Origin of the sequence: Candidatus Chlorohelix sp., from assembly GCF_037138995.1 — a bacterium.
Lineage (GTDB): Bacteria > Chloroflexota > Chloroflexia > Chloroheliales > Chloroheliaceae > Chlorohelix.
In genome coordinates, this window is the sequence record NZ_JBAXHI010000018.1 from 16,803 (window position 1) to 33,508 (window position 16,706).

General features: G+C 47.6%; 17 protein-coding genes. 12 read left to right on the forward strand and 5 right to left on the reverse strand.

All coding sequences use genetic code 11. The features are described 5' to 3' along the window. Window positions 1-356 precede the first annotated feature (356 nt). The 7 genes from WCK19_RS09965 to WCK19_RS09995 all read left to right on the forward strand — a co-directional run bounded on the left by WCK19_RS09965 (window position 357) and on the right by WCK19_RS09995 (window position 6,126). The gene (locus tag WCK19_RS09965) at window positions 357-842 is read left to right on the forward strand and encodes a cytochrome c maturation protein CcmE (RefSeq protein WP_342397223.1); all 486 of its coding nucleotides are present in this window, start codon (window positions 357-359) and stop codon (window positions 840-842) included. Between the two features lie 145 nt (window positions 843-987). Continuing rightward, a complete protein-coding gene (locus WCK19_RS09970) occupies window positions 988-2,997 on the forward strand; it encodes a cytochrome c-type biogenesis CcmF C-terminal domain-containing protein (RefSeq protein WP_342397224.1) in 2,010 nt (669 codons plus the stop codon). Between the two features lie 138 nt (window positions 2,998-3,135). Continuing rightward, complete coding sequence (locus WCK19_RS09975) at window positions 3,136-3,726, forward strand: zinc ribbon domain-containing protein (RefSeq protein ID WP_342397225.1); 591 nt, start codon at window positions 3,136-3,138, stop codon at window positions 3,724-3,726. 3 nt (window positions 3,727-3,729) lie between these two features. Then, window positions 3,730-4,464 carry a heme ABC exporter ATP-binding protein CcmA gene (ccmA, locus tag WCK19_RS09980; protein WP_342397226.1) on the forward strand — a complete coding sequence of 245 codons (735 nt, stop codon included), beginning with the start codon at window positions 3,730-3,732 and terminating at the stop codon, window positions 4,462-4,464. Then, the gene (locus WCK19_RS09985; RefSeq protein WP_342397227.1) at window positions 4,465-5,148 is read left to right on the forward strand and encodes a heme exporter protein CcmB; all 684 of its coding nucleotides are present in this window, start codon (window positions 4,465-4,467) and stop codon (window positions 5,146-5,148) included. Between the two features lie 19 nt (window positions 5,149-5,167). Beyond that, window positions 5,168-5,896 carry a cytochrome c biogenesis protein gene (locus tag WCK19_RS09990; RefSeq protein ID WP_342397228.1) on the forward strand — a complete coding sequence of 243 codons (729 nt, stop codon included), beginning with the start codon at window positions 5,168-5,170 and terminating at the stop codon, window positions 5,894-5,896. Beyond that, on the forward strand, window positions 5,896-6,126 hold the full coding sequence (locus tag WCK19_RS09995; protein ID WP_342397229.1) for a CcmD family protein: 231 nt from the start codon (window positions 5,896-5,898) through the stop codon (window positions 6,124-6,126). The genes WCK19_RS09990 and WCK19_RS09995 overlap by 1 nt, the downstream gene beginning before the upstream one ends. A 70-nt stretch (window positions 6,127-6,196) precedes the next feature. Here the strand turns inward: WCK19_RS09995 and WCK19_RS10000 are convergent, their stop codons facing one another. After that, complete coding sequence (locus WCK19_RS10000) at window positions 6,197-6,781, reverse strand: response regulator (RefSeq protein WP_342397230.1); 585 nt, start codon at window positions 6,779-6,781, stop codon at window positions 6,197-6,199. Between the two features lie 251 nt (window positions 6,782-7,032). On the opposite strand from WCK19_RS10000, the gene WCK19_RS10005 reads away from it, so the two are divergent. The 5 genes from WCK19_RS10005 (at window position 7,033) to WCK19_RS10025 (ending at window position 12,725) form a co-directional block, all read left to right on the forward strand. Further along, a complete protein-coding gene (locus tag WCK19_RS10005) occupies window positions 7,033-8,403 on the forward strand; it encodes a hypothetical protein (protein ID WP_342397231.1) in 1,371 nt (456 codons plus the stop codon). Beyond that, window positions 8,400-9,188, forward strand: a complete 789-nt coding sequence (locus WCK19_RS10010; protein WP_342397232.1) for a hypothetical protein — start codon at window positions 8,400-8,402, stop codon at window positions 9,186-9,188. The genes WCK19_RS10005 and WCK19_RS10010 overlap by 4 nt, the downstream gene beginning before the upstream one ends. Before the next feature lie 74 nt (window positions 9,189-9,262). Next, a complete protein-coding gene (lgt, locus tag WCK19_RS10015) occupies window positions 9,263-10,462 on the forward strand; it encodes a prolipoprotein diacylglyceryl transferase (protein WP_342397233.1) in 1,200 nt (399 codons plus the stop codon). Window positions 10,463-10,541: 79 nt separating this feature from the next. Then, entirely contained in the window at window positions 10,542-11,483 is a 942-nt protein-coding gene (locus WCK19_RS10020; protein WP_342397234.1) for a branched-chain amino acid transaminase, read from the forward strand. Window positions 11,484-11,510: 27 nt separating this feature from the next. Further along, window positions 11,511-12,725, forward strand: coding sequence for a DUF1648 domain-containing protein (locus tag WCK19_RS10025; RefSeq protein ID WP_342397235.1), 1,215 nt, complete (start codon window positions 11,511-11,513; stop codon window positions 12,723-12,725). Here the strand turns inward: WCK19_RS10025 and WCK19_RS10030 are convergent, their stop codons facing one another. The 4 genes from WCK19_RS10030 to WCK19_RS10045 all read right to left on the reverse strand — a co-directional run bounded on the left by WCK19_RS10030 (window position 12,726) and on the right by WCK19_RS10045 (window position 16,702). Beyond that, entirely contained in the window at window positions 12,726-13,091 is a 366-nt protein-coding gene (locus WCK19_RS10030) for a Rieske 2Fe-2S domain-containing protein (RefSeq protein ID WP_342397236.1), read from the reverse strand. A gap of 103 nt (window positions 13,092-13,194) precedes the next feature. Continuing rightward, on the reverse strand, window positions 13,195-14,391 hold the full coding sequence (locus WCK19_RS10035) for a glycosyltransferase family 4 protein (protein WP_342397237.1): 1,197 nt from the start codon (window positions 14,389-14,391) through the stop codon (window positions 13,195-13,197). Beyond that, on the reverse strand, window positions 14,388-15,662 hold the full coding sequence (locus WCK19_RS10040) for a glycosyltransferase family 4 protein (RefSeq protein ID WP_342397238.1): 1,275 nt from the start codon (window positions 15,660-15,662) through the stop codon (window positions 14,388-14,390). Before WCK19_RS10040 ends, WCK19_RS10035 begins: the two co-directional genes overlap by 4 nt. Further along, on the reverse strand, window positions 15,659-16,702 hold the full coding sequence (locus WCK19_RS10045) for a UDP-glucose--hexose-1-phosphate uridylyltransferase (RefSeq protein WP_342397239.1): 1,044 nt from the start codon (window positions 16,700-16,702) through the stop codon (window positions 15,659-15,661). The genes WCK19_RS10040 and WCK19_RS10045 overlap by 4 nt, the downstream gene beginning before the upstream one ends. Window positions 16,703-16,706: the final 4 nt, after the last annotated feature.

Genomic DNA, 16,706 nt, shown 5'->3' on the forward strand with positions numbered 1-16,706 from the left:
GTTGACATCGCTAAAAAAGGGCATATAATTAACTTATACAAAACATAAACAAAATATAAAATAAATTGGCACAAATATTAGCTCTATTATTTTCTACCTTTCCTAACTATAGATATAACTGCCTAGCTTAACAAGTCCACATCCACACTCATAGCACAGAGACCAACCTGAACTTAGGTTGGTCTCAATATTTTATAAGAAAATTAGGGTTCGATTAAGATACCCTCTTAGGGTCACTTTCTATTATTGACTTTTGTAGCTGCCTATGATACTTTTACATTTATAGTCTAGGTAAAAATTCAGTCAATAATTTTGTGTTAAATACCCAATATCTTGTGTTTGAAGGGAGATTAGTAATGGCTCGCGCTACCTTATCAACTGCCCCTGTGAAATCTATATCCACCGGCTTTGAACAGCATCGAAAATCTCCTTTAAAATCCAAACTCAAATTTTATTTGGTAGGCGTAGTTATCCTTGGCGCTGCTGCTTTCGTGGCTTTTAGCGCAATGCAAGGCGCAACCGTTTATTACTACGATGTCCATGAAGTAAAGGCGAAACTGGTAAGCGGCACTCTTGCTAACGAGTCTTTTCGTATGGCAGGGCAGGTCGTACCCGGCACCATACGCAAGGGTGATACAGCCGATACCTATATTTTTACCGTCTCAGACATGAAGCAAAAAGACTTAACCATAACCGCAACTTATAAAGGGGTTATACCTGATACTTTTAAAGATCAAGCGCAGGTCACTTTAACAGGAAATTTTAACTCTTCCCAATCTATGTTCGTGGCTACCGAATTACTGGCTAAATGCCCATCCAAATATTCAACAGCCGCTGAATAGTCCGGCAGTAGAAGTGAAGTGAGAGCGTTTTTGATATTTCAGCCCTTACATAAGGCAAACTCAATCGGTAAGTGTCATAAACGTGCATACAGAAGCTTAATAAGGTAACTAAAATTCCACCATGAATCAAATTGGCTATGTTTCTATGTTGGTGGCCTTTGCTGTTTCCCTTTACGGCGCGTTAGCGCTCGCAATTGGGTCTTATCGAGGCTATCCTGAAATGATAAAGAGCGGTCGTAGGGCTGCTTGGGTATCTTCCGCGCTAATTACTCTTGCCTCTATCAGCATCATTTGGGCGTTACTGAATGATGATTTCAGCCTTAAATATGTAGTTACCAATAGCGCTCGTGCGATGGAGTGGTTCTACAAAGTTTCGGCGATGTGGGGCGGGCAGGAAGGCTCACTCTTGTTGTGGGCTTGGATGCTGGCAGGCTTTATGGTAATTGTTCTACTCCAGACCCGACATGCAGCTTATCGGCAGATTGCTCCTTGGGTGCTGGTAGCTATGCTAACGGGTGCTGCCTTTTTTGCGGCAATGTCTAGCATCGTTACCAACGTTTTTGAGCAGAGCGTGACAATTCCACAGGATGGGCGCGGCTTAAACCCACTGTTGCAAAATCCCGGTATGGTAATACATCCCCCCATGCTCTATGCCGGATACGTCAGTACGATAGTAGCGGCGGGTTACGCTTTTGGCGCATTGGTAGTTAACCGCTTAGACAACACTTGGATTCGCTTCTCGAGACGCTGGATTCTGTCAAGTTGGATTTTTCTTACGGTAGGAAACTTTCTGGGCGGTCAATGGGCTTATGTCGTGCTGAGTTTTGGCGGTTTCTGGTCGTGGGATCCGGTTGAAAATGCTGCTATTATGCCTTGGTTTATCAATACCGCCCTGATGCACAGCATCATGATTCAGCAACGGCGCGGCATGTTTAAAGTCTGGAATATTTCGCTGGCGTTTCTGGCTTATGGTCTTTCGCTGTTTGGCACTTTCCTAACTCGCAGCGGCATTCTCAGTTCTGTACATGCCTTTGGCGAAAGCACACTTGGCATCTACTTTATGGCGTGGATTGGTATCCTGCTGATAATTGGCTTTGGATATATATTTTTGCGCTTGCCCCAACTACGCAGCGAAAGCAAGTTGGATGGGCTTATCTCTCGCGAAACTAGTTTCCTTTTAAATAACATTCTGTTCTTCTTGTGTGTGGCATTTATTCTCTGGGGAACACTCAGCCCGCTGATTACGCAAATATTCACCGGCAACAAGATGGAAACCACCGCTGACTATTACCCGAAAACAATGTACCCTGTATTATTAGGGACGTTGTTCCTGATGGGTATCGGACCTCTCATAGCGTGGAGACGCGCCTCTCTGGAAAGTATCTCGCGTAGTTTTTGGATTCCGGCGTTGGCGGGTCTTGGCTTTGCCTTGATTGCTTACGGATTGGGAATGCACGAGTTTCTCGCGTATGTGGGTTTGGGCATTTGTGTGTTTACCGCTACCACAATATTTCTGGATTACTACCGGGGCATCCGCACCCGCCGCAATCATGGCGATGCTAATGTGCTGGTTGCAGCCAAAAATATGGCGCGGCGCAATGGACCCCGCTATGGCGGTTTGCTGGTGCATCTTGGCATCCTGATAATCTCAGCGGTAATTATCGTCAGTAGTGTATATGAAGCCAAAATTGAGTTCGTCCAACTTAAAGTAGGTGAAAGTGTTATTATCAAAGGGATACACGAATACAAGCTTACTTTGGTTAGTGCGGCTCGTATAAAGGGCGATATTAAAACCACTTACCCGATAAACCTAGCGCTTACCGTAGATGGTAAACCACAGGATTCCATTACTCCGGCAATGGAATATTATCCTAGCATTGACCAATTTGTAACAACAGTATCAATACGTCCTGATTTGCTAGAAGACCTCTGGATTACTACCGGTCAGCAGGAAATTGATTCATCTAATAAAATTGTAAGCGCACCCTTTCAGATTTTAGTGCGCCCGATGATGCTGTGGGCGTGGGTTGGGCTTGCCGTAACGATTGCCGGATTGCTGGTGGCTATCTGGCCCAATCCTAACGAGCAGGTCGTACAGATTCCAACTAAAAGCAAAACCGGCGAACCCAAGAAATCTGAAACGGTGCAAGTCTAAAATAGTGGCGAGGTATAAACCTCTAAGGTTTGAAATAAAAAATTGATTCTATATACTTTACATAACGTAATATTGCAAACGAGTCTGAACTCCAGTTCAGCCAAAGATTTGTCGTTCATCGGGTGGTTTATCGCATTTATGGTGGCTGTTGCGGTGGTTTTTGTAGTCGGGCAACCGTTGCTACAGCTTGAAACCGGGAAAAAACGAGACAGTGTAAGGCAGTTGAGCGATGCTCAAATTGAACTCGAAACCTTGCGTGAACGGGCAGGCGCAGAAAGGCTTTCGATAGAAGAACTAGAATTTGATCGCGAACTGGGCATAATCGAAACGCAGGATTATGAAATACTTAAGGAACGCAGCCGTAGTCGCTTGAAGACGCTCGAAGGGGCGGTTTCGGAGCGCGAGGAGGAATTGGTTGAAGGTGAGCGCGAGTTGAAGCGCAAGGCTCGCTCTGCTCAAACCACTGATTTATCCACAAAAAGACAAATTGCCGAGAAAACTGTCACCGATACGCGCTCGAAACCTCCGGTAAAAGAGAGTTTGAACTGTACCGAGTGCAACACACCATTTAAACCCGGCGATAAATTTTGCGCCAAGTGTAAAGCGCCGTTGCCTATAATTTGCTTGAATTGTGGCGGTGAAATCAAGGACGAAGAAGCCAGATTTTGCGCTCGCTGTGGTGTCACATTTGAGAAAAGAACCAAAAATGCGGAGGAAGCTAATTCCTAAGCGATGACCAACGCGGCGCATTCCGTCATGATACGGGCAAAAGGGTTGCACAAGAATTTTGGGAATCGTGCCGTTCTGCGCGGGGTTGATTTAGATTTAAGGCAGGGCGAGTTTGTAACCCTATTAGGACCAAATGGCGCAGGTAAAACCACCCTGCTGCGTATCCTCGCTACACTGGCGCGTCCTACCAGCGGCACAATTGAAATCGCGGGTATTGCACTCAAGGATGCACGCCCAACCATAAGAGGTCTGCTTGGAGTTATCAGCCATCAGACCTTTTTGTATGAAGATTTGAATGCCTTTGAAAATCTGCGCTTCTACGGTAGGCTATATGATGTGCCTGAACTCGAAAAGCGTATTCATGAAGTTCTGGAAAAAGTAGGATTGGAGCGTCGTGCCATTGACCGGGTGCGTACTTACTCGCGGGGGATGCAGCAACGCTTGAGCATTGCTCGCGCGATTTTACACAATCCCCCCATCCTGTTGCTGGATGAACCTGATACCGGGCTTGACCGACAAGCCTCCAACATGTTGAGCGGGCTTATCCACGAACTGGCGATTGATGGGCAGGAACGTAGCGTTTTAATGACTACCCACAACCTTGAGCGTGGGCTGGCGATGTGCGACCGAGTGGTGGTACTGGCAGGCGGTAAAATGGTAGCGGATCGCGCCGCAACCGGGTTAACGGCGGATGAATTGCAGCAGTTCTATTTCGACTCGGTGAGCAGGGGGCGTTGATTGGGTAACTACCTGCGAAAAGTTTGGGCGGTATTTGCCAAAGATGTACGCGCCGAACTCCGCACCAAAGATATATTCAGTGCAATGTTTGTCTTCAGCTTGCTGGCGACTCTAGTTTTCGCTTTTGCGCTACCCGGCAAATTGATGGAACCGAAAGAGGTAGCAGGAGTTGCTCCCGGTCTGTTGTGGGTGGCATACACCTTTAGCGGGGTGCTAGGCTTAAACCGCTCTTTTATCGTGGAGAAAGATCGCGGTTCGCTGGAAGGGTTGTTGCTTGCACCCGCCGACCGCAGCGCGATTTATCTGGGCAAAATGCTGAGTAATCTCACCTTTATGGTGTTGGTAGAAATATTGATTACCCCAATTTTTGGGGTGGTTTTTAATTATTCAATGTGGAACCCGCTGTTAATTCCTGTGGTGTTGCTTGGCACGCTTGGTTTTGCCGAAATCGGCACGCTTTTTGCGGCGATGGCGGTTAACACTAGGGCGCGTGAGGTGCTGTTGCCGGTGCTGTTTTTCTCGATAATGCTGCCGGTAATTATCGCTGCTGCCAACGCCACCACTGCTTTGCTCTCGAATCGACCTATAGAAGACATCGCAGGACAGTTACAATTTATAGCGATTTTCGATATTATATTCCTAGCATTGCCTGTTCTTTTGTTTGAATTAGTAGTTGAGGAGTAACCTCTGGAAAGTATTAGATATGGCAACCGCAATAAAATACACAAGACCAACTAAAGGGCTGGGATTGTCCAACGTGCTGTTTTGGGCAACGGTTTTTAGTTGGCCCATCTCGTTAATCTTCGTGCTTATGGCAGGAGATGATGTAAACCTTAAATACTCACAGCGCATCTTTTATTACCACCTTCCCGCCAATATTATGTGCTTTCTATCGTTCATGATTTATTTCATCGGCGGTATCGCTTATTGGCGAACTAGGAATCGCAAATGGGATATTGTGATGGTAGCCGGGCTGGAATTGGGTGTTTTCTGGGCAGTAATTGGAATAATTACCGGGGCAATTTGGGCGCGTTATGCTTGGGGCGCTTTCTGGACGTGGGACCCTCGCCTTACCACCGTTAGTATCATGATGGTAGTTTACATCTCTGGGGTAATGTTGAGGTCATCGGTAGAAGACCCGACTCGAAAAGCAGCCCTAACTGCCGCGTTTGGAATAATCGGCTTTGTAAATGTGCCGTTAGTCTATTTCTCTACCCGCTGGTTTCCGAAAGGGGAGCATCCGATTATCTTTGGAGGAGATAGCGGAACTCCGGTTGGTCTAGAAGGCTTTATGTTTCTTACATTGGGTGTATGCTTTGTGGCAGTCGGGTTGCTATTTGGCTGGATGTTACTAGCACGTATCCGATTAGGACAAATGCATGAAGAGTTGCAGTCACGCCGCATGGCGCTTGAAGGAATGGAAAACGAATAATGGCAAATTTAGCGGCAATCCTAGCACAGACTGTTACACCGCCACCTTCTCAGGAGCAGGTCAGTAGCGGTCTGATTTATGTTATCGCGGCTTATGCGGTTATATGGCTGTTTATAGCCGGATACCTCTATACTATCCAGCGTCGCCAAGCACAACTAAAGCGAGATATTGACCTTTTGCGAGAAGAAGAAGAGAGACAGAAACAAGCCTTCTATCGAAGTGGTCAATAGTTGAGTTTAGCAAGCGAGAAGAAAAAAGGAGGTTGGCATAACCCCCTTCCAGTTGCTAACGTTTGATTGATTAGTTTTTGTCTAGCTCTCGCGCCAGCAATATCGCTTCGGCGATTTCCTTCATTGATTTTCGAGTATCCATACTTAGTTTCTGGATACGACGGAAAGCGTCTGACTCTTTCAGTCCATATTGATCCATCAAAACGCCTTTAGCCCGCTCTATAACCTTGCGAGCTTCAAGGGTTTCGCGCAGGTCGCCGATTTCCTTTTCTAGGTCGCAGAACTCGCGGAAACGACTGAGCGCAACTTCAATAGCAGGTTGAAGTTCATCCTGCCGAAATGGTTTTACAATATATCCGATAACTCCGGCTTCACGCGCACCCGCTACTAGCTCTTGTTGGCTGTAAGCGGTAAGCAATAGCACTGGAGCAATTCGTTCTTCGGTCAATATTTTAGCGGCAGTTATACCGTCCATTTCCGGCATTTTAATGTCCATTATTACTAGGTCGGGTTTAAGTTCGCGGGCAAGGCTGACTGCTTGCTTGCCGTCACCTGCTTCCCCAACAACTTGATAACCTAAAACACTGAGCATTTCTTTCAGATCCATACGGATGATCGATTCATCATCGGCGATCACCACTCTTGTCTGATTCAATTTACGCACCTCTTTCTGCAGCATTGCATTTTGGGGTATCACAGGCATATTTATTTCTCCATTTAATGCTTTTATATATTACAACAAAATCGAACTTACGCAAATAAAATCGAAGGAATTATAGTAAGAAATGGGGATTTTTGCAAATCGCCCAAACTAAAAAAGCCTTTGTGCATTTGCACAAATTGACCAGCAGGTAAGGTTGAAATTATAATGTTCTTATGGACATACTACTAATAGGTCAGGGCTCATTGCCTGTTGAGACATCCGAAAAGCATAGCGCACCGGGTTTCAGAGCGTGGTATTTTGGACGGGCGTTGGCTGAAGCGGGACATAAGGTTAGGTTAGTGTCGCTCGGCTCTAACTCTATTCAAGTGCCTCGCCTTATAGCCGATAATCTCTTGCTTTACGCGATACCAGAAGCTATGATAACCGACCAAAATTATTTGGAGGAAATGCTTGCCGAGAGAATGCCGGATGCGGTAGTCGGTTCAGGTGTACGGGCATCTTATCTTGCTACCCTGTACTTGCCGCGTACCTTACCGCTTTGGTCTGACCTTTTCGGCAGTCCGCTGGCAGAGGCGCAGGCAAAAGCCGCAGTGTATCGCGATGATAGCGTAATCGAGCCATTTTTGCGTTTTGAAAGGGCAGTGTTGGAACGCGCCGATGCTTTCAGCGCAGTTTCAGTTGCTCAGCAGCACGCCATTGAGGGCGAGTTAGGACATTGCGGAAGGCTTAATGCTGCAACTTACGGTTATCGCTTCGTATGGTCTATTCCTGCCAGCGCCGATTTCACCGTTTTGCCCCATAATCGGAATATCCTACGCGGTAAAATTGTGCCTGATAATGCTTTTGTGGCTCTGTGGAGCGGTGGTTACAACACTTGGACAGATGTTGATACGCTCTTTGCCGGGCTTGACCACGCAATGGCGCAAAATCCAGATTTGCATTTTGTTTCCACCGGAGGGGCGTTACCACCTCACGATGCGGCTACCTATCCCCGATTCTGCCAATTGGTTGAAACTTCCGAATATTTCCAGCGTTATCACCTGTTGGATTGGCAACCGCTCGAAACGCTACACAATTTTTACCTTGAAGCAAATCTGGGTATAATATTGGATAAGTGGAGTTATGAAGCGGTGTTGGGCAGTCGCACCCGTCTGGTTGATTGGCTAAAATATGGTCTGCCCGCCATAGCTACGCGGGGCGCGGAACTTGTAACCGAACTGGAGAACGCCGGAGCAATTTATACCTTTCCGCATGGAGACAGTGACCGACTGGGAGCTTTGCTAGGTGACTTGGCAAAAAGCCCCCAATCTCTTAAAGCAGCGAGCGAGCAAGGGCAACGCTTTGTGCGGGAACACTACAATTACAAAGTGACTGCTGTCCCCTTGCTGGAATGGGCAGCAAGCCCACGCAATGCTCCCGCTTCTGGAAATAGCTCAGATAGTAGGCTAGATTTGGAGAAAAAGCTGGCGACTCTGGAAAACCAACTGGAAGCTAAAAACGCCCATATTAGTACGGTTGAGCATTGGGCGCACGAGATGGAAACACGTCTTAAACAGCTAGAAGCGTCACCCCTAAACCGTTGGTGGTGTAAGGTCAGGTCTAAATTTTCATGAGTTGGGAAATCTGGGTTAACGCCCTTTGCTGGCTTTATTTGATGTTTGCCGCTTATTGGTTACTTCAGTCGTGGCTCTCTCGTCACATACAAGGGCTAGGGCTACTGATATTCGGCAAGCCCGGACCTGCCTCAAGTTTCTATTTCTGGTTGCTGGCTCCCGGCGTAATTCTGCACGAACTAAGCCATTGGCTACTGGCGAAGGCGCTGTTTGTACCCACCGGAAATATGGCTTTGTTCAGCCCATCCAAAAATCGGGCGCAAAACAACAAAGTAATTCTAGGCTATGTTGAAATATATCGAACCGACCCCCTTCGCCAAAGCTTAATTGGAATCGCGCCGTTGCTAACCGGAATCGCGGCGTTGGCATTTATCGCGAATTTGCTACAGTTTCGCTACGGGTTTTCGGATGGGACGCAAATACTGCATATCTTTCAAAATCTACCTGCCGATTTGCTGAAAACAGTTTCGCAGCCGATAAACTTGCTCTGGTTGTATCTTGTTTTCACCATTAGCAACGGTATGTTGCCAAGCGCGGCTGACCGTCGTCCTTGGTTGCTCGGTTTCGTCCTGCCTGCCGCTATATTGGCGGCGCTGGGCTTTATGGGATTCCTGCCGCCTATTTCATTGGAGTATCAGCAAAAGGTTCTCGGATTTCTAGGCAACCTAACATGGGTTTTTGCCTTTGCCGCTGTTATCAACCTGCTGTTGGCGCTGGTGGTGCTTTTGCTGGAATATTTACTAAGCCGTTTGCGAAGGCGTAAGGTTGTTTATGGGAGAAAATAAAAATCGGTTTCGCTCGCTGATGGTATAATGCCTCAGTGAAAAACAATCCAAAATTATAAGCGGAGAACCCAAAAATGGCGTTGAACCAAACCAAAAGAGATTTTGACATATTTAAATTTCTATTAACTTTGCCTGGTATCCTGCTGGTTTATTCGGCAGTATTTACTACCTTCTTTTTGTTGCGGTTGGCAGGCGGAAATAACCCGATTGCACTCCAGTTGGGTAGCCTAACTTTTCGCTGGTATGGCATTGTAATTACAGTGGGCGTTGTTTTCGCCCTTTTTATTGCCCAATATCTGTCGGAACGGCGCGGTGAAGACCCGAACCATGCTTGGGGGATGTTGCCGTTTTTACTGATATTTGGCATCCTGTTCGCTCGGTTATGGTACGTAATCAACACTTGGGAGAAATATAAGGATTACCTTTATTCCTTTGGCGACCCACAGCATCCCGGTTTCTTTGAGGTGTGGCGTGGCGGTATCGCAATACAGGGCGCAGTAATCGGCGGTATCATTGCCGCGCTGATTTACCGGCAGTTTACCGGCATAAAATTTCTACGCTGGGCTGATTTTATTGTACCGGGTCTGATTGTAGCGCAAGCGCTGGGTCGTTGGGGTAATTTTTTCAATAACGAAGCCTACGGTAGCCAAACCGATTTGCCATGGGGCTTAAAAATCCCTTGCGATTATCGCACCAGCGGCTCTACTCCCGGTACAATCAACACCACATGCCTTGTACCTCAAGATGTTGATACTATGCTGTTTCACCCCACCTTTTTCTACGAATCAATCTGGGATTATGCGGTGTTTATCACCCTGCTGTTTATGATTATGTATCCGAAGCGGGTACAACGCGCCTTGAAACTTCGGTTGCGCGATGGTGATATTTTCCTTGCGTATCTAGTGTTTTATAGCATTGGGCGATTTATCGTTGAAGCAATGCGAACCGACTCGCTTTATATCATTGGTGACCCGGTGAATGGCGGTATCCGTAGCGCACAAATGTTGTCGATTGTTTCAATCTTTATCGGCTCAGTTTGGTTTATCTGGAGGCATCGCGCCCGTCCGACTCGCGATGATGAAGCCCTTTCGGTACGGGTTGCGCCACGCCCTCTGATGATAGATGCAGCGGAAAGCGAAATTCCAGAGGCTGAAGATTCCTTTGAAGAAAATGCGGAGGATAATACTTCGGAAGCCAAATCAGAAGGAGAGCCACAGGCTAAAGTTAAGGCAAGCGTTGGAGAGGGAGAAGCGCCAGAAGGGGAGACGAAGTAAGGGTAAATGCTCGATACATTTGTGATATAATGCCATTTAGTGTTCTTTCAGCCTAGATTTGAGGAGATGGATTTTCAAGATGTCAAACGTAATGTGCTATTTTGAGGGCAAATACGTTCCCCTTGCCGAAGCAAAAATCAGCATCATGACGCATGCCTTCAACTATGGAACGGCATGTTTCGAGGGTATTCGAGGCTACTGGAATGAGGAAAAGCAAGAGCTATATCTCTTTCGGCTGCGTGAACACTACGAACGCCTCTCAAATAGTGTGCGTATTCTAGGTTTCAAGTTGCCCGGCACTGTAGATGAATTGTGCGAAATTACTACTGAACTTGTTAGACGCGCCGGGTTCAAGGAAAATATCTATATCCGCCCAACCGCTTATATCGCATCCGAAGTAATCGGGGTACGGCTGCACGACCTAAAATATGAATTCTGCATTACCAGCCAGCCTTTCGGCGCATATGTCAGCACTGATGGCTTGAAGGTGGGGGTTAGTAGTTGGAAGCGTATTGATGATAATATGATTCCGGCGCGTAGCAAAATCGCGGGTGCTTATGTCAATAGCGCTTTTGCCAAAACTGAAGCCTTGCTAAACGGCTTTGACGAGGCAATTATGCTTACCTCTGATGGTCATGTATCAGAAGGTAGTGCCGAAAATTTCTTTATGTACTTAGGCGGCAAACTGATAACTCCACCCGTGAGTGAGAACATTCTAGTGGGTATTACCCGCAATACTATCATTACTTTGGCTGGCGAAGAAATGGGTATAGAAACTATTAACCGGGTGATTGACCGCACCGAGTTATATATCGCTGATGAAATTGTACTTTGTGGAACGGGCGCACAGGTTGCCCCGGTGATTTCGGTGGATCGTCGCCCCGTAGGTGATGGTGCTATCGGGGCATTCGCGCAGAGGCTACAACAGCTTTATGACGAAGTAGTACGCGGCAAAAATCCTAAATATTTGTCTTGGTGTACTCCGGTTTATCAGACTTCAGGAGCGGTTGCTCAAGTCTAAGGCGGAGTTTGCATCGGCTATTTTAAAATGAAAAACTGGAAACCTATTTCTTCGTTGGGTGGCGTTATTGGAATTATCCTAACGCTCCTCACGGTAGGGTTGCTCGGTGGGATGCTCTGGCAAACTATTGTATCAGCCCAAGCTCCTGACAGTACGGGAGCAAATTTCGGCACATTCGGCATGGGCTTGCTATGCTTTCTTTTGCTGGCAGTTCTGGCAGGGCTTGCCTTTCGCACCTTCAACTTCTACCGTCTTAGCTATAGCCTAGACCGAAACGCGATTGTCATTTTATTGGGTGATCGCAAACAGGTTATACCTCTCGCCAATATTGAACACTTGCTTCCTGCCAATATAGTTTTAAACGAAATTGCTCGTCAGAAAATAAATACTTCACAGGTTATACACGACCCAAACGAGATGGAAAGCGTTTTTGCCACTGCTGAGCCTGTTGCCAAAAAAGCTGATGTTGCTGCTGAGCCTAAAACAACTTCAGAAGACGAGATAGCCGAAGCGGTGGTGGTGCATGTAGAGGATGAAAAACCAACCGAAAACAACGAAACGCAAACGGCTTACAAAGCGGAAATGCCTCCGCCTAGAAAAACGCCACCGTTTGACGCTAAGGGCTTGCTCTTGCCTCGTATCAAGCCACGAATGCTGTTATTTTCTTACTGGACTGGTTATTATGTGAATCAAGGCTGGCTTGAGCCGCTTGGCGAAATCCAGTTCTATTCCACCGTACCGCTTGAGCAAACGCTGATAATACGTACCGCCTCTTCGGTTTACGCGCTCAGTCCACAAGACCCGCAACAATTTATAATCGAATACAAGCTACGCAAGAATTTAGGAGCGACAGAAAATGTCAAAGAGGAAATACAGGGCGGGCTGACATTAAACCACCCGCTCTGGCATGATTGGCTTGGTCGCAGTTTGATTGCGGCAGGTGTTGTCCTTAACCTGCTAATGTTTGTCTTTTTACTCTGGCGGTTGCCGGACTTGCCCGATTTAGTGCGCTTGCATTTCAATAAACTGGGCGAAGTTGACCGTATTTCTCCAAAAGGTGAAGTAATGTGGCTTCCCTTTATCGGTCTTGGCACAGTATTGCTCAACTCCATTTTCGGCTCAGTGATACACAAACGTGAGAGAATACTTGGTTTGATTTTCTTTGCTGCTACCCTGATTGTTCAGTTCCTACTATGGATTGCAATATTCACCGTAATTGCCGAGCGTGGGCTTGGCAATTAATTACCAGATTTGCACCTTGACCCAAATGTTGCCTTGCTCTATCCGCACTGGATAGGTTTCTAACGCTTTGCGGATTGGAGGGCAGGCTGCTTTACCTTCATTTTCAAGGTCAAATTTCCAAGTATGCGCGATACAAACCACTCTACAGCCTTCCACCCTACCGATACTGAGCGGGAGGGCTTTATGTGGGCATGAGTCACGGAATGCGTAAATCTTGCCGTTGGTATTGACAATCGCTACTTCCCAATCTTTTTCAGCGAGTATTACTTTCTTGATTGTACCGGGCGCAACTTCTGAAACACTTGCCAACAAACGATAACCATCATCATCTATGTTATAACTGCTAATATTATTTTGTTCAAGCATATTAAACCAACTTTTTGTTAAAAATAGTCTATTGTGTATTGTAAAGGGACTTTAACCTTATTTACCAATTATATACAAAGCTTGGACAAATCACAAACAATTATCATTTAATTAGGAATAATTCTTTGTAGAGATTTACTGTAGCTTTGCCTGCTGCTTCCCAGCTAAAACGCTGCTGTACCAGCTTGCGCCCGTTCTGTCCAAGCTCATGCCTTCTTACGGTTTCCATTTCGAGCAATGTTGCGAGACCTGCAAGCAGTGTAATTGCATCGCCCGGTAACGCTAACCTGCCGTTTTCAAATTCGCCCGTTTCAAAAACTTTATCGGGGATACCACCCGTTGCACTTGCGACTACCGGGATACCACATGCCAACGCCTCTAGTGTGACAAGTGAGCTACCTTCATACAGGGTGGGGTGTAGGAATACATCGGCGCTGCGGTAGTAGCCGTACAATTCTTCGTCCGTAACCTTTCCGGCAAAATAAACCCGCTCTTTCAAGCCAAGCCGGGCAACTTGCGCCTCTAACGCCTCTTGTTGGCTGCCCTCTCCAATCAAAACCCAACGCCACGCTTGTGTTGCGCTAATTCGGCTTAAAGCTTGTAAGCCTGTATCAAAGCCCTTATTCTGTTCGAGCCTACCCACACTGAGAATAAGCACAGTTCCATCTGGTTGTGAGGTTGGAGAAGCGTTGACAAGTTTTGCGTCAATTTCTTCAAGGTCAACCGCGTTTGGGATTAGGCGCGTTTTGCTGTCGGGTGTCTTTAGATAGCGCGAAACTTCGGGTATTAGCGCCCTATCGGTGGCGATAACGGCGGCGCTGCGCTGCGCTGCGGTACGTAACATGGCGCGAAAAGGGGCATAGGCGTTTTGCTTGAGCCGCGAGACGTTTTTAAATTCTTCCATGCCGTGTGGGTTTAGCGCCAACGGCACACCCGGTAACGGTTGCAGTGCCACACCGAAAGATGCCAGACCATGTGCATGGATTATGTCAGGGGCGGGCGCAAGGCGGCGCACTTCGCGGGCTAATCGCATGCTAAAAAGGGGGTAATTAATCAGCCTGTCGGGAATTGAGTTGCGGCGCAAAAGTTTTACAGTCTGATATGGCAAATAGTGATGCTGCACATCCCCGCGCCAGCGCACCGCTTCTTGTTGAAAATAAAAAGGGTCGGGGGGTTGCGTAAAAAGATGCACTGTATGACCAAGCCTCGCCAGTTCTTGGGTCAGCCGATAAACATGCTGCTCAAGACCGCCAAAGGGATGAAAGGGGTAGCAGACCCGCGCCAGATGCGCGATAATCACTGTTTTGCCCCCTTTTTCTGAGTCAGCAATTCATAATAGAGTTGCTCAGTACGGGCAATCACTACGGGCTGACTGAATATTTCACGGGCGACCTGTAGAGCGGCAGACCGCATCTGTATGCGCTTTCCGGCGTTCTCCGGCTTGAGCAATTCCTTAAGCTTTTCGCCCATTTCAGTAGGTGTGGCAGCCAATGCGCCGCTTACTCCATCCTCGATTGCATCGGGCGTGCCGCCTGTATTGATACCAACCACCAACGCGCCTAGCCCGATAGCCTCTAGTAGTACACGACTGAGCGGTTCGTGCCACAGCGAGGTAAAAAGCAAGGCTTCGGCTTTTGCCAACAACTTTAAAGCCTCATCGTGTTCTACCCAGCCCAGAAACTTTATATTCAACCCTTCGCGGGTGGCGGTTTCCTCAAGGTTAGCTCTCATGCTGCCCTCGCCTGCTACCAGCGTGGGAATAGCAGGGCGGGCGATGCGCAAAACATCCAGCAACATCCCTGCCCCCTTGTTTTCCTCCAACTTGCCCATATACAGCAAATAAGGTTCGCTAATTTTAAGGCTAGATTCCTGCCCGGCGATTTCCTGCAATTGGTCGAGGTCAACGAAAGTTGGTAGTACCCGCAAGCGTTCGGGTGGTACAAAGGGCGCGAGCTTGCTTGCCACGTAATGGCTGACTCCTAGCGTTGCATCGGCTTGGGCAAGCCACTTTTGTTTAAGGCGCAAATTGGAAGCCATATAAAGCGAAACGGGCGCGGCAGCAATTCCAAATGCGCCCTGATTTCGGTAGAGGCATTTCAGGCGGTTGGTGGGGCTGCAACCGGGGCAAACCTTATTCCCGCTCAGGTGAGTCGTCCAATAGCACACTGCCCAATAATCGCGGATGGTGGCTAGGCTGACTGCACCGCTCTTTTGCGCGGCAATTACCGCAGGAGGGATGGTCAAGTAGTGCTGCCCGTGTGCTACCTGAATTTTGTGCTGAATGAAAAAACCTTCTAGCCAGTTCGCGAAACGTGGATAAAGCCGCTCGTTGCGGGTGTAGTTGCGAGCAAAGGGTATTTTTACCGATGGATAAATAAACTCGGTGACGGGCAAGCCTTCGTATTCGCGGCTGTTTGTGCTGAAGGTTTTGCCCTCTTTCGGCACAACCACCTGCACATTATGACCGCGTTGTTGCAAGGCACGCGCCAGATAAAAGCTACTCCAACCGCTACCGCCGCACTTGGGCGGGAATACGTCACTGAGTATTGCAATGTTCAGGGCATTATTCATCTTTGGCTGTAATGCTCCTCGGATAGATTACGCAACTGCACGGCAGCGAGTTCAGCCGTGATGTCACGCTGGGGACCTCCCAGCATTTCGTAGCCTACCATAAATTTGCGGACGGTGGCAGAGCGCAGCAAGGGCGGGTAAAAATGGGCGTGTAGGTGCTGATGCGGGTAATTTTCGCCATCGGTAGGCGCTTGATGAAAACCCATCGAATAGGGGAAGGAAGTCTCAAACAGGTTGTCGTAGCGGGTTAGGAAACGTTTCAGCACATCGGCAAGCCCTGCGCGTTCTTCCGCTTTCAAATCGGTCAATGAAGCAGCGTGTCGTTTGCTCAGTAGCATTATTTCATAGGGCCAACTTGCCCAGAAAGGCACTACCGCCATCCAAGTATCATTTTCGCACACAATCCGCTCTTGTTCGCGTAACTCAATTGCCCCATAATCGCACAGCATACAACTGCCCTGCCGCTTGAAATACTCAAATTGGTTAGCCAGTTCCCGGCGCGGCTCGTTGGGTAAACTTTCTTGCGCCCATATTTGACCGTGTGGATGGGGATTGCTTGCGCCCATCATTGCGCCTCGATTCTCAAAGATGCTAACATACTTTACATAATCAATAGAGCCGAGTTCTTGATATTGCTGCTCCCATGCCTCTACTACCTTTTCAATTTGAGCTTGCTTCATAAGAGGGAGCGTCAGGTCATGGCGGGGTGTGAAGCAAAGTACACGGGCAATACCGCGTTCGGTTGCTGCCACAATAATACCCTTCTCATCATGTTTAGACTCGATAGTATCAGGCAATAAACCGGGATAGTCGTTATCAAAAACATAAACCGAGTCATAAGCATGAGTATGATTTCCTCCGGCGCGTTCGTTGCCGGGACATAGGTAACATGCCGGGTCGTAGCTAGGTTTCTGTTCAATGACAGCTTTCTCAATTTGCCCTTGCCACGGACGTTGCAACCGTTGTGGCGAAACGATAACCCATTCTCCGGTCAGGGGGTTAAAGCGGCGATGCGGCTTGGTAAATAGCTCTTTATTCATCTCG